The following is a 21988-nucleotide window of genomic DNA, read 5'->3' on the forward strand; positions in this document are numbered from 1 at the left end:
TGGACGCCAGCCAAGCTCATCGCCTGGGGCGAGCGCATCGGCTCGGCCACCGCCGAGAGGGAGAGGGCGGCGGTAAGGGCAGTGGAGCATGGTATTGGGCGTGGTACTTGGCCACTTGGCGTTGTGATGAAATGTAGATTTGTAGGGTTTTTTAAGTGCTGACGATCGAGTGGGGGCGATAGCTGATCAATCCGATTCCGCTGGAACATCAGCTTCTTCCTCCGCGCCCTCTAGCGACACAACGCGCAGGTACTCGGCGCGCACTTCATTTAGTGGCCGCCCCCCGCTTGGATCAAGTCGCCAGAAGTCCCAGCCATTTGTTGGCTTCTGGCGAATGTGCACGGCGGCGCTAGAAGGGTTTTCAAAAACTTTCCCTTCCACGTCGATTCGCCCGTTCGAAAGGATCCTGCCAGAGCGGCCCCCATACTTTCCGGGTCGGGAATAAAGAACTTGACCCGGCGCAAGCAGGCCTGCAGCGATCAGGTCGGCAATCTCCACCGTGATGGAAGTGTCTAGCTGCTCGTGCTCGATCTTGACCCTATGATCCGGCGGGACTGGCCAGATGGCGAGAATAGTATCGAACATCTGCTTCGTGCGTGTGTCGATACCGGCCTCATCCCATTGCTTCGATGCGTACTCCTTCAGCAGTTTGCTGTTCAGAAGAACCACATCCTTCTCCTGAAGGTGTCTAGCTTTGCCGGTAGCCCCCAACCACGGGCCGTTGGACACCGTGCTGTTCAGCTTCTTCGTCAGCAGGGTCAGGTTGCCGAGCCGATGGATGTGTGCGTCGCGGTCTGCCTCGGATCCACCGGGTGGCAGCGGCCAGTGTTTGTTCCAGGCCTGAGGCATCAGGTGCTCGATCGCATAACTCTCACGTCGGATGCGCATGCCGGCTGCCGACACCTGTCCGGGAATCCAGCCGCGCCAATGGTCTTCGATGGCCTCGAGCACCATGCGCAGGCGTGCCCTGCTTAGCTTCCGGTAGACGGGCGACGTCTCCAGTTCACGGCGTACCTCTTCGTCGTCGGGCCAATAGGACACTTCGGACCGCTGTGAGGAGAAGAACCGCCGTACTGTTTCATCCATCTGATCGATGGGTGCATTGCGGATGACGGAGACAACTTCCGCCATGATCTTGTTGTAGGACTTCGCCGTTGCGCGGATCAGCATGCGGCGCATCAGCCAACTCTCGAGTACGTCCAGAGTCGTGTCGATTTGTTTCTGAGGCAGCGGGCCCGACTTATGGTCCAGCAGCGCGAGCAAAACAGGCTTGATGATCTCGCTTTCCAGCGCCTTGACGCGATAGACAAAAAGCCCGACGCGGTCGAGGGGGCCGTCCAGCACCTGTGCCTTTTCGGTGAACTCCCGATAGATCGTCGCGGCCCGGTGGATCTCTTTCAGGAGGTCGAGCATCGGGTGACCAGACTGGTGGTCGGCGTATTCCTTGAAGCGGGAGAAGACTTCGCGCGCGACCACTTCTTCACCCGTCCGGGCGACCAGCCAATGGTTCAGGAACACCGATGATCGAGGGATCCTGACGCGGCCGACGTTGACTTCTTCCTCCCAGAAAGCCGTTTCGAACTGCGCCCAGTACTTGTTGTACGCCTCTTCGACATTGGCTTTTTGCTCATGCAGACGCTGGAAGACGAAATTCTTGATCAGGTCGGCTGCAGTGAGGACGGCACCACGCGCATTAAGTGTTTCGAAAATCTCCTGGGCATTCTCCTGTGCAGAGAGATCGATGACAACAATCTGCAGAAGCTCGCGAGCACTGCGTTCGATGGCTTCTGCACGCGCAGCGATTTTGTCGGGGCCCTCGGCATGGAGCCAGGCGCGGCACTGCTGTGAGAAGTACTGGTGAGCCTTGACAATGCGGGAAGCGCGATATTCGAGCTTCTGATAATCGACGGGTGCGGATGCCCCCATCACCTCGTAGAACGCCGGGCGGTCGCGGTTGGTAGGCCAAACCTTGAAGCGATCTTCCTGGTTGCGACAGAACGCTTCATCGTTGGCGATGAGAAACTTCAGACGCGCGGCCTGCGTTGTGGCGCCAGCCGTGGCTATTTCGGTGTGGATAGCGTCAAGCAGAAGCTGCAGAGTCGTCAGTCGCTGTTGTCCGTCGATGACTGTGCGCTGCTGAAGATCGCTCGTGGAGCTGGGAAGTTGTTGCAGGACGATGGCACCGAGGAAATGTGGTGCTTGTACTGTATTCGGTGACTGCAGCTGGCGGGTAGCACCGCGCACCAGGTCTTTCCAAAGAGGCTCCCATTGCAGCTCCTCGTTCCAGACGTATGGCCGCTGGAAGAGTGGAATAAGCAGCCGCTGAGGCTGCATGAAGATGGCTTGTGGAGTCCGGACTTGGGTATCCATAGGGATCGGGCTCTAGGAGACGGTGAGTTCGCGATAGGAAGCTTCTTCTGCTCGTCAATGTGGAGGTGGCGATCGCCCGGTCACACAGACCACCTCCTTGTTCAGGAGCACGATCTGGTCCGCCACTTTCCGGGTGGACGGGTCAGTGTCCAGCCCGAGACGCTTGAGCGTGTAGTAGAGCAGGGCTTTGCGGACGGTGACCTTGCACTTGCCGTTGCGCATGCCGTAGTCTAGCGCCACCACTTTCTTCTGTGCATCTGACAGCCCCGGGTGCGGGCCGATTTCCAGCGTGACGTGCGTGTGCCAGTCGGCATCCTGGCTGTCGTCGATATCGCTGGGGCGGCTGTCCCGGATGCCGAGGATGCGCGCCAGCAGGAAGTCCTTGAAACAGCCGTCGGTGAAGCAGTACGCCCGGGCATGCCAGCGGAAGCCGTCGAAGGCAATGGCGTGCGGTGCGATCCAGCGCCAGCGTGGGGCCGGGCTGGAAAGGGACTGGTATTCGATTTCGATGGCCTGTCTGCTGTGAATGGTCTGGAGCACGGTGCGCAGGTGGCCGGCGTCGATGCCCCGAGCGGGGCTGCGCACCGTATCGAAGTCCGGCATCTGGCCGATCCAAGTTTCCTCCTGCATGACGATGCCGCCGGAGATCGACCGCAGCTGGGACAGGTAGCCGGCCGGGTCCGGTCTCAGGAACAGGGGCTCGAAGCGGTCGCCCCGGACGTAGGTGCGGGCGCTCTTGTCGTAGACCATGTTGCCCGGCGCCATGCCGAGGTAGCAGTTGAGGTCGGTGGAGGCCTGGTTGATCGAGATCCCGAAGGCGGCCATCAGGTCGGCGCGGTTGACATGGCCTTCCCAGAACAGCCGGAACTCGATGAACTCGAGTCGGCGCTCAATGTCCCACCGAATGCTGCCTTGCGTTGCCCCACCTTTGCCCCCGGTGACCTGCATCGAAATTGTATTCGACCATTTTCTGGTTGGTTTTTAAAGGAGGAGGCTGCGGCAGGTGGCCCAGCGTCGTGGGGGTGAGGGCGGTGGTGCAGTCAGTGAGTTATGGTATTTTTCATGGTATTTGATGCAAAGCGTCTTAGTAACCTATTGATCTATATGAGATTAAAGCGTAAATTGATGTTCGAGTGGGAGAGCGCCGCTCGCGGACACGGCGCCGATCATGTACCTGCCCGCACCGTTTCGCTCGGATGACCCGGCCATCGCGGCCGAGCTGATGCGCGCGCATCCGTTCGCCAGCCTGATCAGCACGGACGATGACGGACTGCCTTTCGTGACGCACTTGCCGCTGCACCTGCAGGCGCGTGCGGACGGCTGGGTGTTGCTGGGGCATGTCGCCAAGGCCAATCCGCATGCGCGCTACCTGCAGGCGCGGCCGACGGCGTTGGCGACGTTTTTGGGGCCGCACGCCTACCTGTCGCCGTCGGTCTATCCGGACCGACAGCGCGTGCCGACGTGGAACTATCTGGCCGTGCATTGCACGGTGCAGGCGACGCTGCTGGCCGAACCGCGGGACAAGGACGTGCTGCTCAAGCACCTGATCGGTGAGCACGAGCCTGCGTACGCCGAGCAGTGGCGCTCGATGGACCCGTCTTACACGGAAAAGATGCTGGCCGGCATCGCGGCCTTCGAGTTGCGCGTGCTGCGCTGGCAGTGCAAGCTCAAGCTCAACCAACACCGGCCCGAGTCGCACGCGGCGATGCGCGCCGCGTATGCGCGGGGCGATGCAGGGGCACAGGCGCTGGGCGTCTGGATGGATCGGCTGGGTCTGGCCGCCGGAGCGCCCACCCCGCCGCCCGATGGGACATGAGCGACACCGACGACCGCTACATGGCCGAGGCGCTGGCGCTGGCCCGGCAGGCAGCCGAGGCCGGCGAGGTGCCGGTGGGGGCCGTGGTGGTGCATGCCGGGCGCATCGTCGGCCGGGGGTACAACCAGCCGGTGGGCAGCGGCGATCCCACGGCGCATGCCGAAATCGTCGCGCTGCGCGAGGCCGCGCGCACACTGGGCAACTACCGCCTGGACGGCTGCACACTCTATGTGACGCTGGAGCCGTGCGCCATGTGCGCGCAAGCGGCCTTGCACGCGCGGGTGGCCCGCGTGGTCTATGGTGCGGCGGAGCCCCGCACGGGGGCGGCGGGATCGGTCGTGGATCTGTTTGCCCAGCCGGCGCTCAACGCGCATACCGCCGTGGTGGCAGGGGTGCAGGCCGAGCCGGCGGCGGCCCTGATGCGGGCCTTTTTCGCCCGCCGGCGCCGCGAGCAGCGGGCCGCCGCCGAGCCGTTGCGCGAAGACGCGTTGCGCACCCCCACCGCGGCCTTCAAGGCCGTGTGGCAGCGGGCATGTGCCTGGGGGGTGACACCCCAGGCTTCCCATACGCGCCAGGATTTGCCCAGTCTGGACGGGCTGCGCTTGCACTGGGTGGATGTGGGGCCATCGGACAGCACGGCGCCGTGGCTTTGTCTGCACGGGCCGCTGGCGTGGTGGCCGCAATGGGGGCCGTGGCTGCCGCCCCGGCTGGCGCAGGGCGAGCGCTGTTTGGTTCCAGACCTGATCGGCTTTGGCCAGAGCGACAAGCCCAAAAAGCCCGCGTGGCACAGTCCCGCGCGCCATGCCGAAATCCTGCGCGACTGGCTGGATGCGCTGGCCGTGGACACCTGCCGGCTGGCCCTGGCCCCCGGCGCGGAAGCCCTGTGGCCCGCGCTGCAAACCGCTCTGGGGCCGCGCGTACGGGATGTGCTCCATGTGCCGGCGGAGGAGCTGCTGCCCCCCGCTGGGGACTGGCTGGATGCGCCCTTCCCCGATCGCGGTCACCGGGCTGGCCCCCGGGCGCTGACCGGTGCGGCCCGATAATCGGGCCATGCCCAGTCTGTACATCTACTCCCCCAGCGGGGCGGTGCGCGACCGCGCCGCCTTTCGGCGCGCCGTGCGCCGCTTGCAGGCCGCCGGCTACGAGGTCGCGGTGGACCCCGCGGCGCTGGCCCGACACCAACGCTTTGCGGGCGATGACGATGCGCGGCTGGCCGCCATCGAGCGCGCGGCCGCCAGCGGTGCGGACGTGGCGCTGACCACGCGCGGGGGCTATGGCCTGACCCGTCTGCTGCCGCGCCTGCCATACGATGCGATCGACGCCGCCGCGCGCCGTGGCATGGCGTGGGTGGGGCTGAGCGATTTCACTGCGTTTGGCCTGGCTGTGCTGGCCCAGCGCGGGACGGCCACCTGGGCCGGCCCGGCGGTGATGGAGGACTGGGCGGTCGATGCGCCGGACGACATCACCACCGCCTGTTTCGATGACCTGGCGCAGGGCGTGGGGGAGGGTTCCGGCTGGCGGCTGCCGCTGTCCGACCTGCGGGCGCACCCCGAGCTGGCGGCCGGCTGGCGTGTGGAAGGCGCCATGCTCTGGGGAGGCAATCTGTCGATCCTGGCCGGGCTGGTGGGTACCCCCTACTTGCCGTCGGTGGATGGCGGATTGCTGTTTTTGGAGGATGTCGGGGAACACCCCTACCGCATCGAGCGGATGCTGACGCAACTGCTGCTTGCGGGGGTGTTGGGGCGGCAAAAGGCCATCCTGTTGGGCGCGTTCAACCGCTTTGCGCTCACGCCCCACGACCGGGGGTTCCGGCTCGAGACGGTGGTGGCGTGGTTGCGCGCCCAACTGCCCGGGGTGCCGGTGCTGACCGGGCTACCGTTCGGCCATGTGCCGACCAAGGTCGTGCTGCCGGTGGGGCGGCCCGTCGATGCGATGGTCGAGGGCCGCGACGCCTTGTTGTTCTGGGGCTGATCCGCCGGCCGATCAGGCCGCGACCGCGGCCGCCTCCGCCACGCGGCGCGCGATGTGTGCCAGCGCCTCGTCCACCTGATCGATGAGGATCAGGCACAGGTCGCCGGGCTGCAGGCGCGCCAGCGCCGTGTCGATGGCCAGGAACTCGCCCCGGATGGCGGTGTGCCAGCGGGTCTTGGGCGCGCCTTCGAGGCCCTGCTGCAGCAGGGCGATGACTTCGCCGTCCGCCCGTCCGCGCTGGCAGGCGTCCTCGAACAGCACCACTTCGTCGAAGACCTGGCCGATCTGGCGGGTTTGGTCCACGATGTCCTGGTCGCGCCGATCGCCGGCCGCGCTGATGACTGCGACCCGCTTGCCTGCCGGCAAGGCCTCGGCGGCGCGGCACAGCGCGGCGATCGCATCCGGGTTGTGACCGTAGTCGGCAATCACCGTGGCGCCGCGGTACTCGAAGCGGTTGAACCGGCCGGGCACGGTGGCGACGTCGGAGGCAAAGCTCTCCAGTCCGCGGGCGATGGCATCCCATGGCACCCCGACGGCCCACGCCGCGGCGATGGCGGCCATGGCATTGTCGACCTGAAAGCCCAGCGCCCCGCCATCGGTGAGCGGGATCTGGGCCAGCGGCAGGCGCACCTGCCAGCCCCCTTCGGCCGCGACGATGTGGCCGTCTTCCACGAACACTACGCGCTTGCCCAGCGCGCGGTGGGTGGCGATGACCGGGTGGTGCGGCGCGGGGCCGAAATAGGTGATCTGGCCCGGGCAAAAGTCCGCCATGGCCACGCAGTGGGGGTCGGCCGCGTTGAGCACGGCCATGCCCCCGGCGGCCACGTTCTGCACGATCACGCGCTTGAGGACGCTCAGGTCCTCCACGGTGGTGATGTAGTTGAGGCCCAGGTGGTCGCCCGTGCCGATATTGGTGACGACGGCCACCTGGCAGCGGTCGAACGCCAGACCCTCGCGCAGAATGCCCCCGCGGGCGGTCTCCAGCACGGCGGCATCCACATCGGGGTGGGCGAGCACGCGGCGGGCGCTGCGCGGGCCGCTGCAGTCGCCGCTGTCGATTTGCCGACCGTTGACATACACCCCGTTGGTGTCGGTGAAGCCCACGCGCCAGCCGCGCTGTTCCAGTAGGTGCGAGGTCAGGCGCACGGTGGTGGTCTTGCCATTGGTGCCGGTGACGGCAATGACGGGGATGCGCCCGTCCTCGCCCGGCGCGAACATGTGGTCGATGATGGCCTGCCCGACGTTGCGCCCCTTGCCAAAAGAAGGGCTGAGGTGCATGCGCAGGCCTGGCGCGGCGTTCACCTCGACGATGCCGCCACTTTGCGACTCCAGCGGCTCGCCCACGTTGCGACACACCACGTCCACGCCGCACACGTCCAACCCCACCGTCATGGCAGCGGCCACGGCGCGCTGCGCCACCAGCGGATGCACCTCGTCGGTGACGTCGGTGGCCGTGCCGCCGGTGGACAGGTTGGCGTTGTTGCGCAGCACCACACGAGCGCCGCGCGGTGGCACCGAGTCCGGCGTTAGCCCCTGCTGTGCCAGGCGGTCGATGGCGATGTCGTCGAGCCGGATGCGCGTCAGCGGCGTGGCGTGCCCATCGCCGCGCCGCGGGTCGGCATTGACCGCGTCCACCAACTGGCGCACGGTGTGCACGCCATCCCCTACGACCAGCGGCGGATCGCGGCGCGCCGCGGCGACCAGCTTGCGCCCGACGACCAGCAGCCGAAAATCGATGCCCGGCAGATAGCGCTCGACCATCACCTCGCTGCCGTAGTGGCTGGCGACTTCGTAGGCCGCCAGCACCTGCTCGCGCGTCTGGACGTTGACCGTCACGCCTTTGCCCTGATTGCCGTCGCGCGGCTTGACGACGACGGCTCCGCCCAAGGCCTGCGCGGCCCGCCAGGCGTCCTCGGCGTCGGTGACGGGGCGCCCCAGTGGCACGGGCACGCCGGCGGCGTGCAGCAGTTTTTTCGTCAGCTCCTTGTCCTGCGCGATCGCCTCGGCAATCGCGCTGGTGGTGTCGCACTCCGCGGCCTGGATGCGGCGCTGCTCGCTGCCCCAGCCAAACTGCACCAGACTACCCATGGTCAAGCGCCGGAAGGGGATGCCGCGCGCGACGGCCGCATCGACGATGGAGCCGGTCGAGGGGCCCAGGCGGATGTCCTCGTCCAGTTCTTTCAGCCGGCCGATGGCGGCGGCGGTGTCGTAGGGCAGGTCGTCCCGCGCCGCCTGCAGAAGCTCCAGGGCCGTGTCGAAGGCCAGACGGCCGACTTCCTCCACGGTGTACTCGACGACGACTTGGTAGATGTCTGGCTCGGGCGCGGCGATGGTGCGGCTGAAACTCAGCGGGCAGCCGGCGTGGGTTTGCAGCGCCAGGGCGGTGATCTCCAGCGCGTGCGCCATCGACACCACGCCATCGGCGGTTGGATCCGGCAGCACGCCAAGCTCGGGGAAGCGCTGCCGCAGCCGCGCCTCGAAGCCGGCCAGGCGGCGCAGGTCCGACTCCTCTGGTGTGCAGTGCACGGTCGCTTCGATGGCCGTGTAGCGGCTCCACAGATTCGGGCCCCGCAGGGCCCGCAGGCGGGTGACGTTCATGGCGGCTCGGGCAGCAGTGTCAGAGGACGGAGAGTTGAGGGGCGGCGGTTTCGATCCCGGCACGGATCAGGCCGTGGGGCAGGCCCAGCGCCACGGCGGTGCCCAGCACGGCCAGCAGCGTCTCGACCCGGATGTGGCGCAGCACGGCTTGTACGCTGGGGTGATCCAGATCCAGCACTGGGGTGGTGCCGTTGGCGCTCACCAGCACGGCTTGCCGCCCGTCGACGGTCAAAAAGCGCCGGCCATCGGCCACATGCGCCTCGCGCGCCGTGTGGCGCGGATCGGTGCTGAACAGCAGCACATCGCCGTCGCACAGTTCGGCCAGATTGGCGCACACGTCGCAGTCGGCGTTGAGCACGGCGCACCCCTGCGGCAGCACCACATCGACCTGGGTACGCAACACCTTGCGCATGTGCTCGCGGGTGGTGATGTAGTGATCCTCCAGCCCTTCGGGTTCGGGCACGTCGGTCACCACGCCCACCAGACAGCGGTCGTAGGACAGGCCCTCGTCCAGGATGCTGCGCGGGGAGTTTTCGATCACGGCCGCATCGACGCAGCGGTTCATGAGGATGCGCTGGCCGGCCTCCCAGTCCGAAGGCAGGCTGGCGTCGATGGGGTGGGACTGCAAAAACAGCCGCCCCCCGCACGAGACGCCGACGGTGTGGTCGGCGCGTTGCAGCAGCGATCCGATCAGCAGCGCCAGCGGCGCCGTCTCCCGGGTGCCGGTGATGCCGACGACGGGGATGCGGCCGTTCTCTTGCCCGGGGAACAGGTGATCGACGATGGCCTCGCCCACCGGGCGCGGCTTGCCGTTTGCGGGCTTGAGGTGAGGCAACAGCCCGGGGCCGGCGTTGACCTCCACGATCGCCCCGCCTTGCGCGGCGAGGGGCCGGCCGATGTCTTCCACCACCAAGTCGATGCCCGCGATGTCCAGCCCCACCACGCGGGCGGCCAGGGCCGTCAGCTCGGCGACGTCGGGGTGCACCAGGTCGGTCACGTCGTCCGTCAGCAGTCCGGTGCGCTGAACCAGCACCTCGCGGCCTGCCTCGGGCACGCTGTCCGGCTCCAGCCCCTGGCGGCGCAGCTCCAGCATCACGTCGCGGTTTTCCGGCAGACGGATGGTGTCGAGCGGGAACTCTTCCTCCTCGCCCCGCCGGGGGTCACTGTTGATGTCGCGTTCGATGAGTTCGCGCACCGTGTGCACCCCGTCGCCGACGACCACGGCACGCTCGCCGCGCGAGGCAGCGACCACGCGCCCCCCGATCACGAGCACCCGGTGTTCGTGGCCGCGGATGTAGCGCTCCACCATGACTTCGGAGCCCTCGCGGTCGGCGAGCTCGTAGGCGATGGCGACTTCTTCGCGGGTGCGCACATCAAGCGAGACCCCACGCGCATGGTTGGCGTCCACCGGCTTGACGACCACGGGCAGCCCGATTTCCTCGGCCGCGGCCCAGGCATCGTCGGCGCTGGTGACCACGCGCCCCTCCGGCACCGGCACGCCGCACTCGGCCAGCAGCCGCTTGGTCAGGTCCTTGTCGCGCGAGATGGTCTCGGCAATCGCGCTGGTGCGGTCGGTCTCGGCGGTCCAGATGCGACGCTGGCGCGCACCGTAGCCCAACTGCACCAGGTTGCCATCGGTCAACCGGATGTGCGGGATGCGGCGCGCCGTCGCGGCATCGACGATGGCCGCGGTGCTTGGCCCGAGGGCATGGCGGTCGATCAACCCTTTGAGGCCCTTGACCGCCGCCGCCACGTCGTAGGCTTGGTCCTCGATGGCGGCCATGAGCAGGTCGCGCGCATCGAGCAGGGCCTGACGGGCGACTTCCTCCTGGCGGGCGCGGATCACCAGCTTGTAGATGCCACGCTCGCTGGTCGATCGGGTCTGCCCGAAGCTGGTCGCCATGCCGGCCAGGTTCAGCAGCTCGATGGCCACGTGCTCCATGATGTGGCCCGGCCACGTGCCTTCGCGCAGCCGCTGCAGAAAGCCTCCCCGCTCCCCGACGCCGCAGTGGTGCTCGATCAAGCCCGGCAGCCAGGCCGTCAGCCGCTCGTACAGGCCGGGGATGGTGTTGGAGGGGCATTCCTCGAGGTCGCCGATGTCGATCAGCGCCTCGATCGCGGCCCGGTAGGTCCAGAGGTTGGGTCCGCGCAGGTGGTGCATGCGCAGGATCCGGATGGTCTTGTGCGACATGGAAAAAACGTTGTAGGGTCGAACGGGCCCGACCGTCGCCGTGCGGGGCCGCTGCGCGATCCGTCGCATCCAAGCGGCACGGGTCGGCCGTAGAATGCGACGCCCGCGCGCCGGCATCGCCGATGGATATTGTGATCCAGCGGCCCGAGACTGGTGGCATTTGGTGAAACGAAATTACAACATGTCGTATCCGACGCCATCGACCCCCGCCTGGGCAGGACTGCCCGCCGCGTGGCGCCCCGCCGTTGAGCGCACCGATGTGGCCGGGGAGGGGGCGTCCGGTGGCGTCTGGCTGTTGACCGACCTCGACACCGAGCTGCGCTTTCGCGAGGGCTTGCTGTGGATCGCGGCCGGCCGGCTGTGGTGGGCGGCCGAACCGCAGGCCACGCCGGTGGGTTGGTCCATCGAAGCTGGTCTGGCGCTGTGGATGAGCGACCACAACGGCGTGGCCGCGCTGGAGCTGGTGCGCGAGGCCCGCGACGGCGCACCCGCCGAGCGACTGGCGGTGTGGCGCTATACCCTGGGGCGCCAGGTGCCTGCGCGGCGGTTGATGGAGCGCTTCGAGGCCCTGCGCGACGCCGCCGGCCGCCCGGTCGCGGCCCCCGACGCCGCCGTGTTGCAGTGCCCGGTCTGCCACGCTCCGATGGAGCCGGAGGACGACGAGTGTGCCGTCTGCGCCCAGGTGGTGCACACCCCGCCGTCCACGCTGACGCTGTTGCGGCTGTGGCGTTTTGCGCGGCCCTATCGGTGGCAATTGCTGGCGGGGTTTTTGCTGACGCTGGCCGCCACGGCGGCCACCCTGGTGCCGCCGTACCTGACCATCCCCTTGATGGACGATGTGCTGATTCCCTACCAGAGCGGGCAGCCGATCGACGTGGCACGGGTGGGCTGGCTGCTCGGCGGCCTGCTGGGCGCTGCGCTGCTGGCCTGGGGCCTGGGCTGGGCCAAGACCTACATCCTGGCGCTGGTGTCGGAGCGCATCGGCGCGGACCTGCGCACCACCACCTATGAGCACCTGCTGGGCTTGTCACTGGAATATTTCGGCAACCGCCGCACCGGCGACCTGATGGCGCGCATCGGGTCGGAGACCGATCGCATCAACATCTTTTTGTCGCTGCACCTGCTGGACTTCGCCACCGACGTGATCATGATCGGCATGACCGCGGTGATCCTGTTGTCCATCAGCCCGACGCTGGCGCTGGCGACCTTGCTGCCGCTGCCGCTGATCGCGTGGTTGATCCACGTGGTGCGTGACCGGCTGCGCACCGGGTTCGAGAAGATCGACCGCGTCTGGGCCGAAGTGACGAGCGTCTTGGCCGACACCATCCCCGGCATCCGCGTCGTCAAGGCGTTTGCGCAGGAGGGGCGCGAGGCCGAGCGCTTTCGCGAAGCCAACCGGCACAACCTGGCCGTCAACGACCGGCTCAACCGGCTGTGGTCGCTGTTTTCGCCGACGGTGTCGCTGCTGACGGAAATCGGCTTGCTGGTCGTGTGGGGCTTTGGCATCTGGCTGGTGGCGCGCGGCTCGGTGACGGTGGGCGTGCTCACGGCTTTTTTGGCCTATATCGGGCGCTTCTACACCCGGCTGGATTCGATGAGCCGCATCGTCTCGGTGACGCAAAAGGCCGCCGCGGGCGCCAAGCGCATCTTCGACATTCTGGACCACGTCTCCAGCGTGCCGGAGCCGGCCCAGCCCGTGCCGCTGCCCGTGGTGCAGGGCCGCATCGAGGTGCGGGGCGTGGCCTTTCGCTACGGCAATCGCTCGGTTATCCAGGGGCTGGATCTGGATGTGCGCCCGGGCGAGATGATCGGCCTGGTCGGTCATAGCGGCTCGGGCAAGAGCACGCTGGTCAACCTGATCTGCCGCTTCTACGACGTGGCCGAAGGGCAGATTCTGGTGGATGGCGTGGACATTCGGCAACTGCGCGTGGCCGACTACCGCCGCCACATCGGCCTGGTGTTGCAGGAGCCGTTCCTGTTCTTTGGCACGATTGCCGAAAACATCGCGTACGGGCGCCCCGATGCGACGCGCGAGGAGATCATCGCCGCCGCGCGCGCCGCGCATGCGCACGACTTCATCCTGCGCCTGCCGCAGGGCTACGACTCGTTGGTGGGCGAGCGCGGCCAGGGCCTCTCCGGTGGCGAGCGCCAGCGGATCAGCATCGCGCGTGCGCTGCTGATCGACCCGCGCATCCTGATTCTGGACGAGGCCACCTCCAGCGTGGACACCGAAACCGAGAAGGAAATCCAAAAGGCGCTGGATAACCTGGTCCGCGGGCGCACGACGATCGCCATCGCGCACCGCCTGTCCACCCTGCGCCGGGCCGACCGGTTGGTGGTCATGGACAAGGGCCGCAAGGTGGAGGAGGGCAGCCACGACGAGCTGATGGCCCGTCAGGGAGCCTACTGGCGGCTTTACCAGGCGCAGGCCCGTCAGGCCGAAGCCGAGCGCGAACTGCTGAAGGATTAACCGCCATGACGACGAGCCTGCCCGCCACCCAAGCCCCCGAACTGCGCCGCAACAGCGCCGGACGCCTGGAATGGCGCGGCCCCGATGGGGAATGGGTCAGTGGCGTGGTGCCGGTGCGCGCCTTCCCCATCCAGGCCCCCGACCGGCATGTCTCGCTCGTCGGGCCGGACGGTCACGAAGTCGCGTATGTCGAGTCGCTGGCGGCACTGGATGCGCCGACCCGCGCCCTGATCGAGCAGGCGCTGCACGAGCGGGAGTTCACCCCCGTCATCCGGCGCTTGCTGGAGGTGAGCAGCTTTGCCACCCCCAGCACCTGGACCGTGGAGACCGACCGCGGCGTCACGCGCTTCGTGCTCAAGGGCGAGGAGGACATCCGCCGCCTGGCGCGCGATGTGTTGCTGATCCAGGACAGCCACGGTGTGCAGTACCTGATTCGCCGACCGTTGGAATTGGATCGGCACAGCCGGCGTCTGCTCGACCGTTTTCTGTGACCAAACAACCCATTTATTAACAATGGGTTGTTGACGTCACTTCAAGTTACCACTGAGGAATTGCTGCAGCCGTTCGCTGCGCGGCGACGTGAGCACCTGCCGCGGGTCGCCCTGTTCCTCGATGCGGCCCTGATGCAAAAAGACGACGTGGTTGGACACCTCGCGGGCAAAGCCCATCTCGTGTGTCACCACCACCATCGTGCGGTGCTCCTCGGCCAAACCCTGCATGACGCGCAGCACCTCGATCACCAACTCCGGATCCAGCGCGCTGGTGGGTTCGTCGAACAGCATCACCTCGGGCTCCACCGCCAGCGCGCGCGCAATCGCCACCCGCTGTTGCTGTCCGCCGCTCATGTGGGCGGGGTAGCGGTCTTCCACACCCTTGAGGCCGACCCGGTCCAGGTATTTGCGCGCGGTGGCGACGGCCTGCTCGCGCGGCACCTTCAGCACGTGGACGGGTACTTCGATGATGTTTTGCAGCACCGTCATATGGGCCCAGAGGTTGAAGTTCTGGAACACCATGGCCAGCCGCGTGCGCAGACGTTGTAACTGTGCGGGGTCCGCCGCCTGGAGGTCGCCATCGGCGCCGGGCTTGAGCCGCAACTCCTCGCCAGCCACGACGATGCGCCCCGCGTGCGGCCGCTCGAGCAGATTGATGCAGCGCAAAAACGTGCTCTTGCCCGACCCCGAGCTGCCAATGATGCTGATCACATCGCCCGCCCGCGCCGTGAGGGAGACGCCTTTGAGCACCTCGTGCGCGCCATAGCGCTTGTGGATGTCTTCGACCTGGAGTTTGACGGGGGCAGTGCTCATGGCAAGGGATGCGTGGGGGCCAGGCGGGGGCAGGACGGGCTCATTCGGACAGCAGGTAGCCTTGACGTACGGGCTGCTTGCCGGCCACCTTGGCCACCGCCAGTCCGGCGGTGGCATAGCGTTCGCGGGTCCGGGCGTACAGTACGCCGCCCTGGGCAGTGCGCAGGGTCGTGGTGTGGCCAGTAATGGGGTCGATGACCTCGGCGACGGCGTCGCCGGGGGCCAGCCGTGCGCCGGTGTCCGTCAGAAACACGAGCACGCCAGGGCCGGGCGCCTTCAGCGGCTCGGAGCCGGCCAGCGGTGTGGGGGCACAGGCTGGATCGGGCATGGGCCCGGGGTCCCCAGCCACCGCGCCCAGGTGCTGCAAATATCGCCAGATGCCATCGGCATCGCGGGCCGCCCAGGCGTGACCGACGTCCGCTTCCCCGCGCAGCTCGACCGTCGCGCTGACGCAGGCTTGGGGCAGCGGCACCGGGCGCCCCGCCGCCGACAGGCGCGCCGCCAACTGCGACCACAGGCCAGAGAGCTGCTCGTCGAAGGGCTGCCCGCCAGCACCGTAGTCGGCAACCAGCACCGTCTGCGCCTGTAGCCAGCGCGCCAGGGGTTCGAGAGTGGGCCAACAGGCGGTCTCGCTGTACAGGTGCAGCACGGCTTCGGAGTCGCAGTGTAAATCGAGCACGACATCGGCATCGGCCGCCAGACGGAACAGCGCCAACCGCAGGCCTTCGAGCTCGGTGACCGGTGTTTGCTCGGCCAGCCAGTCGAGCACGGCCTGTCGCACCCGCCGGACATTCTCCGCCGCGTCCGCGCCCAGGGCATGACCCGCCCGGTCGAAGGCCACCTGGGCCAGGTCCGGGTAGCCGCGGTTGAAGTTTTCGGAGGTGTTGAGCTCGAAGCGGCCCATGGGCCGGTGGTCGATGCGCTGGGCCAGACCGATCGGGTTGGCCACCGGGACGAGCACGACTTCGCCGCGGATGGCGCCCTGCGCCTCGGCAGCGGCGAGCTTCTGGCGCAGGTGGTGCGCCACCAGCATGCCGGGCAGCTCGTCGGCGTGCAGGCTGGCCTGGATGTACACCTTGGGGCGAGCCCCGGGCGTGCCGAAATGCAGGCTGGTGACCGTGCGGGCACTGCCGAGGCTGGTGCAGGGCAGGGGGTGGTGACGGACGTCCATTCAGGTGCGGCGCGGCGCCAGGTGGGCCAGGAAGCGGCGCTCGGCCAGCTTGAACATGCCCACCAGCGTGAAGGTGATGCCGAGGTAGATGGCCCCGGCGAACAGATAGGCCTCGAAGGGTAGGTAAAAGTCGGAGTAGACACGGCTGGCCGCTGCGGTCAGATCCGTCATCGCGGGCACGGTGCTGGCCAGACTCGTGCTGTGCAGCATCATGACCACCTCGTTGCTGTAGGCCGGCAGCGTCCGCCGCAGCGCACTGGGCATGACGATGCGCCACAGCACCTGGCGGGGCGACATGCCCATCGCGCGCGCGGCCTCGATTTCGCCATGCGGGGTTTCGCGGATGGCCCCGGCCAGCATCTCGGCCGTGTAGCCCGCCGTGTTCAAGGCGAAGGCAAGCAGGGCGCAGTAGAACGCCTCCTTGAACCAGGTCCAAGGCCAGATCTCGTCCCAACGCGCCTGGATCCAGTCCAGTTGCGCAATGCCGTAATAGATCAGATAGACCTGGATCAGCAGCGGTGTGCCGCGGATGACGTAGGTGTAGCTGCCGACCAGCCAGCGCAGCCAGGCATGGCGGCTGTTGAGCGCCAAAGCCAGAAACAGGGCCAACACGCCCCCGACCGCCAAGGACGACAGCAGCAGCTTCAGCGTGGTCCACAGCCCCTGGCCATAGAGCTCGAGCTGCGCCGGTTCGAAAATCACAGACCAGTTCACGGTGACACGCCCGCCCGATCAACCCTGCCACGAGGTGACGCGCCGCACCCCGAGGCTGAAACGGTCGTTGAGGCGGCGCAGCGCCCACAGCGACACCGACGTGTAGATCAGAAACAGCGCCCCCACGAACAAAAAGAAGAAGAACGGCTCGCGCGTCGCGGCCGAGGCCTGTTTGGCCAGAAACGTCATGTCCTTGAGCCCGATCAGGCTGACCAGGGCGGTGCTTTTGATCAGGACCAGCCAGTTGTTGGTGAAGCCGGGCAGGGCGTAGCGCACCATTTGCGGCAGCGTGATGCGCACGAAGGTCTGCAGCCGGCCCATGCCGAAGGCCCAGGCCGCCTCCATCTGTCCGCGCGGAATCGCCAGAATTGCCCCGCGAAACGTCTCGGTCATATAGGCGCCGTAGATGAAGCCGATGGTCAGCACGCCCGCGACGAAGGGGTTGATGTCCACCGGCTCGGCGCGGCCGAGCGACTCCAGCAGCGCGTTCAGTCCAATCGTGCCGCCATAGAAGACGAGCAGCATCAGCACCAGCTCCGGCACGCCACGCACCACGGTGGTGTAGACCGTGGCCACGCCGGTGAGCAAGCGGCGCCCGGAGAGCTTGGCGGTGGCGCCGAGCAAGCCCAGCACGATCGAGACGGCCAGCGACAGCAGCGACACCGCCACCGTCAGCAGCGCGCCTTCGAGGATCGCGGGAATGTAGTCGAGCATGTGCCAATGAAAAACGCGTCTCGCCGGTGCCCACCGGCGGGCGACGCGCCATTCACCCCGTCAGATCAGTTGCCGTACGGATCGAAGTCGAAATACTTCTTGGCGATTTTCTCATACGTGCCGTCGGCGCGAATCGCCTTGATTGCCGCGTTGATGTCGGCCTTGAGCTTGTCTTGGCCCTTGCGCATACCCACGCCGACGCCATATCCGAAGTACTTGACGTCGTACAGGTCCGGGCCGACGAAGCCGTAGCCCTTGCCCTCCGGCTTGCGCAGGAAGCCACCGCGCACCTCGACCTTGTCGGCCACGGTGCCGTCGAGCCGGCCCGATTTGATGTCCAAATACACCTGATCCTGCGCCTCGTAGGGGATCACCTGCACGCCGGCGGGCTTGAGTTCACCCATGGCGTACTTTTCTTGCGTGCTGCCCTTGAGCACGCCGATCTTCTTGCCCTTGAGCGAGGCCGGGCCGCTGTAGGGGGTGCCTTCCTTGACGACGATGCCGCTCGGGGTCTTGTAGTACTTGTCGCTGAAGTCGATGACCTTTTTGCGGTCGTCGGTGATCGACATCGAGCTGATGATGACGTCGTACTTGCGCGCCTGCAGGCCGGGGATCATGCTGTCCCACACCTGTTCGACGTACACGCACTTGCGGTTGAGCTTGGCGCAGATCGCCTCGGCAATGTCGACGTCGAAGCCGGTCGGCTTGCCATCGGGCGTCTTGTAGGTGAACGGCTCGTAGGTCGCATCGATGGCGACCTTCAGCTCGTTGCCCTGGGCCTGAACGGCACCGGAGTACACGATGGCCGCAAGACCGATGGCTTGCAGAATGTGGCGGCGCTTCATGAGGGTGTCACCCAAAGTTGAACATGAGCGCCATTGTAGACAGGCGAGTGCCCTGGGCCGACTCGTGGTTTCCCGTTGGGTGCTCCGTTTTGTTTGACTTAACATAATACACATTGTGGAACATATGTACACCCGAACCGCGGCGAACGTCAGTCCTCCGCAAAGGCTTCTTCGCGGCGTTTTTTGATCGACGGCAGCGCCACGACGATCAGCAATAGCACGGCGGCGACCAGCAAAGCCGCCGACAGTGGCCGGGTCACGAACACGCTCCAGTCCCCGCGCGACAGCAGCAAAGCACGGCGCAGGTTTTCTTCCATCATGGGGCCCAGGATCAGACCCAGCAGCAGCGGCGCCGGCTCGCAGCCCAGCTTGATGAAGACATAGCCCAAAATGCCGAACAGCCCAACCATCCACACGTCCCAGGTGTTGTTGTTGGTGGAGTACACGCCGATCGCGCAAAACAGCACGATGGCCGGAAACAGCCAGCGGTAGGGCACCGTCAGCAGCTTGATCCAGATGCCGATCAGCGGCAGGTTGAGGATGACCAAGATCGCGTTGCCGATCCACATGGAGGCGATCAATCCCCAGAACAGGTCCGGGTTGTTGGACATGACCATCGGCCCGGGCTGGATGTTGTGGATGGTCATCGCGCCCACCATCAGCGCCATCACGGCGTTGGGCGGAATGCCCAGCGTCAGCAGCGGGATGAACGACGTTTGCGAGCCGGCGTTGTTGGCCGCCTCGGGGGCCGCCACGCCGCGGATGTTGCCGTGGCCAAATGGTTTTTCATCGGGGGCCAGGCGGGTTTTCTTTTCGATCGTGTAGGCGGCAAACGACGACAACAACGCGCCGCCGCCCGGCAGGACGCCCAGGATGGCCCCGAGCGTCGTGCCGCGCAGGATGGCGGGCGTCATCAGGCGGAAGTCGCGCCGCGACGGGAACAGGCCCTTGAGCTTGGCGGTGAACACCTGCCGCTGCTCGGCCGGCTGCGAGAGGTTGTGGATGATCTCCCCGTAACCGAACAGGCCCATCGCGATGACGATGAAGCCGATGCCGTCGATCAGCTCGGGGATTTCGAAGGTGTAGCGGGCGACGCCGGAGTTGATGTCGGTGCCGACCATGCCGATCAGCAGGCCCAGGATGATCATCGCGATGGCTTTGAGCAGCGATCCCGAGGCCAGCACCACAGCGCCGATCAACCCCAGCACCATCAGCGAGAAGTACTCGGCCGGACCGAACTCGAAGGCCAATTCCGTCAGCGGAATGGCAAACGCGGCGAGGACCAGCGTACCCACCGTCCCGGCAAAAAAGGAGCCGATTCCCGCCGCGGCCAGCGCCGGCCCCGCCCTGCCCTGGCGCGCCATTTGGTAGCCGTCCAACGTGGTCACGACGGAGGATGCCTCGCCCGGCAGGTTGACCAGGATGGCCGTCGTCGAGCCACCGTATTGCGCCCCGTAGTAGATCCCGGCCAACATAATCAGGGCCGCGACCGGGGGCAAGGCATAGGTGGCCGGCAGCAGCATGGCGATCGTCGCCACGGGCCCCAGCCCGGGCAACACGCCAATCAGCGTGCCCAACAGACAGCCGATGAAAGCGTAGATGAGATTCTGGGTGGTGAAGGCGACCGAGAATCCGAGCGCCAGATTGTTCAGCAGGTCGGTCACGGCACCCCCCTCAACCCGAAATGAAGGCCGGCCAGGCCTGGAACGGCAGTCCCAGCAGCCGGATGAACAGCACGTCGCTGGCGGTGGCCAGGAGGATGGCCAGAATCGCGACTTCGCGCGGCTGGAAGCGGTTGCCCGCAATCGAGGCGACGACGACGAGTGCGACCACGGACACGATCAGCCCCATGGGCGGCAGGCCGATGGCCGGCAGCCCCCCCAGCAGGACGCCAAAGATCACATTGGCGCCAATGATGTACAGCAGCGGCTCGAACGCGATGCGCCCCAAGTCCCCCGCCGGGTCGCGCGTGTCGCCGAGCGATTTGAGCGTGATGAGCGCGCCCAGGATCGCCAGGATGACGCCGAGCGCCAGGGGAAAGTAACCCGGCCCCATACGGGCGGAGCTGCCCACCTCGTACTCCAACGCGCCGATGGCAAAAACGCCGCCGGTGACGGTGAACAGCAGCCCGGCGACGAAATCTTTCTGGTTGCGGATGGCCAGCACGGTATCTCCTCCAACGAAGGCGCAGCGGATTGTCCCCGATTCGGCACCGAGCCGCCTCCGGGTCTGCCCTTGGGCGCGGGCAAACCGGCTACCAAGTGCCGCGGGGTTGGCGCGCCCGGATGGCCGCCGCGATCAGCTCGACGACGTTTTGCCGGCTCACCTGGCGGGCGAAGTCGATGGCGTCGAGCGCCTGCTGATTGCGTAGGGTCGGGTCGGCGCCCTCCTCCAGCAACAGGCGCACCACCTCTTCGCGCCCGTAGCGGGCGGCCATCATCAGCGGGGTCGTACGGTTGGGGGATTCGGCGTCGATGTAGGCATGGTGCTCCAGCAGCAGCCGCGTGATCGCCAGCGCATGCCCGCCCTTGTTGGTGGCCGCGTAGTGCAGCGGTGTCCAGCCCGGCCGGTTGACCTGCGCGCCGCGGGCCAGCAACTGTTGCACCAAATCCAGATGGCCGCGCAAAGCGGCCATCATCAGCGCGTTCTCGCCAGCCGCATTGACCGCATTCACATCGACCGCGGGCTGTGCGATCAGGTAGCGCGCCACCGCCAGGGCGTCGCGTTGCAGGGCCAACACCAGGGCCGGGTTGAGGTCGGGGTCCGGGGTATTCAGGTCGAGCCCGCGCGCGTGCAAATCCCGGACCGTGGACAGGTCGTCGCGGATCACCGCGGTGATGAACTGGTCGTAGGCGCGTTGCGCCTGCGCCCCGCCCGAGGATAAAAAAACCGCAATCAAAAAAATAAGATGGAGAATTTTTTTCATGCGATTTCTGCGCGGTGGGGCGCGACCGCTTGGACGGCACGGGTGAACAACCGATCGAAGTTGGCGCTGGTGGCCTCGGCCACGGCATCGACGCTCAGGCCCTTGAGCTCGGCCAGTTGCGCGGCTACATGCGGCACATATGCCGGTGTGTTGGTTTTGCCGCGGTGCGGCGCGGGTGTCAGGTAGGGGCTGTCGGTCTCGATCAGGCAGCGGTCCAGCGGCACAAAGCGGGCAACGTCGCGCAGGTCGGCCGCGTTTTTGAAGGTGAGAATGCCCGAAAACGAAATGTAGAACCCCAGATCCAGCGCCGCGCGCGCGACCTCGCGGGTTTCGGTGAAGCAGTGGAACACCCCCCGGGCCCGCGGGCGGTCCGGCTGGTTGCCCGCCACAAAGCCACCCTCTTCCCGCAGAATGGCCAGCGTGTCGACCGAGGCGCTGCGCGTGTGGATGATCAGCGGCAGATCGGTCTGGCGAGCGGCCCGGATGTGGATCCGAAAGCGCTCGCGCTGCCATGCCATGTCGGCCACCGTGCGCTCGCCCAGCCGGTAGTAGTCCAGCCCCGTTTCGCCGATGCCGATCACCCGCGGTAGCGCGGCGCGCTCGACCAGATCGGCCACGGTGGGCTCGCGCACCCCTTCGTTGTCCGGATGCACGCCGACCGTCGCCCAAAACTGCGGGGCAGCGTCCGCACCGTCGAGGGCTAGGCGGTGCACGTTGTCAAAACCTTCCAGGGTGGTGCAGATGCACAGCGCCCGCAGCACGCCGGCGGCACGCATCGTCGCCAGGATCTCGGGATATTGGACCTGCAGCTCGGGAAAGTCCAGATGGCAATGGGAGTCGGTGAACATGCAAATAGGAGTGCGTGGGGTGCCGCCCGTCGATCGGGGCGGCGGCTGTT

18 protein-coding genes are annotated in these 21988 nt (G+C 66.8%); 5 read left to right on the forward strand and 13 right to left on the reverse strand.

The window, feature by feature from the left end; all coding sequences use genetic code 11:
* Positions 1-186: 186 nt before the first annotated feature.
* The gene (locus V7026_RS03010) at positions 187-2370 is read right to left on the reverse strand and encodes a GmrSD restriction endonuclease domain-containing protein (RefSeq protein WP_334153808.1); all 2184 of its coding nucleotides are present in this window, start codon (positions 2368-2370) and stop codon (positions 187-189) included.
* A gap of 54 nt (positions 2371-2424) precedes the next feature.
* Positions 2425-3318 (reverse strand): WYL domain-containing protein, encoded by an 894-nt coding sequence (locus V7026_RS03015; RefSeq protein WP_334153810.1) that lies wholly within the window; start codon positions 3316-3318, stop codon positions 2425-2427.
* Positions 3319-3538: 220 nt separating this feature from the next.
* Between V7026_RS03015 and V7026_RS03020 the strand changes: the two genes are divergently transcribed.
* Genes V7026_RS03020 through V7026_RS03030 form a run of 3 tightly spaced genes read left to right on the forward strand, consistent with a single transcriptional unit; the run spans position 3539 to position 6157 of the window.
* A complete protein-coding gene (locus V7026_RS03020) occupies positions 3539-4186 on the forward strand; it encodes an FMN-binding negative transcriptional regulator (protein WP_143968018.1) in 648 nt (215 codons plus the stop codon).
* Positions 4183-5229 (forward strand): tRNA adenosine(34) deaminase TadA, encoded by a 1047-nt coding sequence (tadA, locus tag V7026_RS03025; protein WP_334153812.1) that lies wholly within the window; start codon positions 4183-4185, stop codon positions 5227-5229. The genes V7026_RS03020 and tadA overlap by 4 nt, the downstream gene beginning before the upstream one ends.
* A gap of 7 nt (positions 5230-5236) precedes the next feature.
* Positions 5237-6157 carry an LD-carboxypeptidase gene (locus V7026_RS03030; RefSeq protein WP_334153816.1) on the forward strand — a complete coding sequence of 307 codons (921 nt, stop codon included), beginning with the start codon at positions 5237-5239 and terminating at the stop codon, positions 6155-6157.
* 12 nt (positions 6158-6169) lie between these two features.
* Here the strand turns inward: V7026_RS03030 and cphA are convergent, their stop codons facing one another.
* Both cphA and V7026_RS03040 read right to left on the reverse strand, forming a co-directional pair.
* Positions 6170-8755 carry a cyanophycin synthetase gene (cphA, locus tag V7026_RS03035; RefSeq protein WP_334153818.1) on the reverse strand — a complete coding sequence of 862 codons (2586 nt, stop codon included), beginning with the start codon at positions 8753-8755 and terminating at the stop codon, positions 6170-6172.
* A gap of 19 nt (positions 8756-8774) precedes the next feature.
* The gene (locus tag V7026_RS03040; RefSeq protein ID WP_334153819.1) at positions 8775-10946 is read right to left on the reverse strand and encodes a cyanophycin synthetase; all 2172 of its coding nucleotides are present in this window, start codon (positions 10944-10946) and stop codon (positions 8775-8777) included.
* Positions 10947-11127: 181 nt separating this feature from the next.
* Here V7026_RS03040 and V7026_RS03045 point away from each other — a divergent pair, with 181 nt between their 5' ends.
* Together V7026_RS03045 and V7026_RS03050 are read left to right on the forward strand one after the other, a co-directional pair.
* Entirely contained in the window at positions 11128-13416 is a 2289-nt protein-coding gene (locus V7026_RS03045) for a cyanophycin metabolism-associated ABC transporter (RefSeq protein ID WP_334153820.1), read from the forward strand.
* A 5-nt stretch (positions 13417-13421) separates the two neighbouring features.
* Positions 13422-13907, forward strand: a complete 486-nt coding sequence (locus V7026_RS03050) for a cyanophycin metabolism-associated DUF1854 family protein (protein ID WP_068609599.1) — start codon at positions 13422-13424, stop codon at positions 13905-13907.
* A gap of 36 nt (positions 13908-13943) precedes the next feature.
* Here the strand turns inward: V7026_RS03050 and V7026_RS03055 are convergent, their stop codons facing one another.
* The 9 genes from V7026_RS03055 to V7026_RS03095 form a co-directional block, all read right to left on the reverse strand.
* Positions 13944-14720, reverse strand: coding sequence for an ABC transporter ATP-binding protein (locus V7026_RS03055; RefSeq protein WP_334153821.1), 777 nt, complete (start codon positions 14718-14720; stop codon positions 13944-13946).
* Between the two features lie 40 nt (positions 14721-14760).
* Positions 14761-15891 (reverse strand): succinylglutamate desuccinylase/aspartoacylase family protein, encoded by a 1131-nt coding sequence (locus tag V7026_RS03060; protein WP_334153822.1) that lies wholly within the window; start codon positions 15889-15891, stop codon positions 14761-14763.
* Positions 15892-16605: an ABC transporter permease gene (locus V7026_RS03065; protein WP_334153823.1), complete on the reverse strand. Its 714-nt coding sequence runs from the start codon at positions 16603-16605 to the stop codon at positions 15892-15894.
* Positions 16606-16623: 18 nt separating this feature from the next.
* Positions 16624-17319 carry an ABC transporter permease gene (locus V7026_RS03070; RefSeq protein ID WP_334153824.1) on the reverse strand — a complete coding sequence of 232 codons (696 nt, stop codon included), beginning with the start codon at positions 17317-17319 and terminating at the stop codon, positions 16624-16626.
* A gap of 65 nt (positions 17320-17384) precedes the next feature.
* Positions 17385-18164: an ABC transporter substrate-binding protein gene (locus V7026_RS03075; protein WP_334153825.1), complete on the reverse strand. Its 780-nt coding sequence runs from the start codon at positions 18162-18164 to the stop codon at positions 17385-17387.
* A 149-nt stretch (positions 18165-18313) separates the two neighbouring features.
* Positions 18314-19828, reverse strand: a complete 1515-nt coding sequence (locus V7026_RS03080; RefSeq protein ID WP_334153826.1) for a tripartite tricarboxylate transporter permease — start codon at positions 19826-19828, stop codon at positions 18314-18316.
* A gap of 10 nt (positions 19829-19838) precedes the next feature.
* Positions 19839-20330 carry a tripartite tricarboxylate transporter TctB family protein gene (locus V7026_RS03085; protein WP_334153827.1) on the reverse strand — a complete coding sequence of 164 codons (492 nt, stop codon included), beginning with the start codon at positions 20328-20330 and terminating at the stop codon, positions 19839-19841.
* 88 nt (positions 20331-20418) lie between these two features.
* Positions 20419-21090, reverse strand: coding sequence for an ankyrin repeat domain-containing protein (locus tag V7026_RS03090; protein ID WP_334153828.1), 672 nt, complete (start codon positions 21088-21090; stop codon positions 20419-20421).
* Positions 21087-21938: a TatD family hydrolase gene (locus tag V7026_RS03095; protein ID WP_334153829.1), complete on the reverse strand. Its 852-nt coding sequence runs from the start codon at positions 21936-21938 to the stop codon at positions 21087-21089. Before V7026_RS03095 ends, V7026_RS03090 begins: the two co-directional genes overlap by 4 nt.
* Between the last annotated feature and the right edge of the window lie 50 nt (positions 21939-21988).

This window comes from Tepidimonas sp. (assembly GCF_036825565.1).
In the GTDB taxonomy this organism is placed as follows: domain Bacteria; phylum Pseudomonadota; class Gammaproteobacteria; order Burkholderiales; family Burkholderiaceae_C; genus Tepidimonas.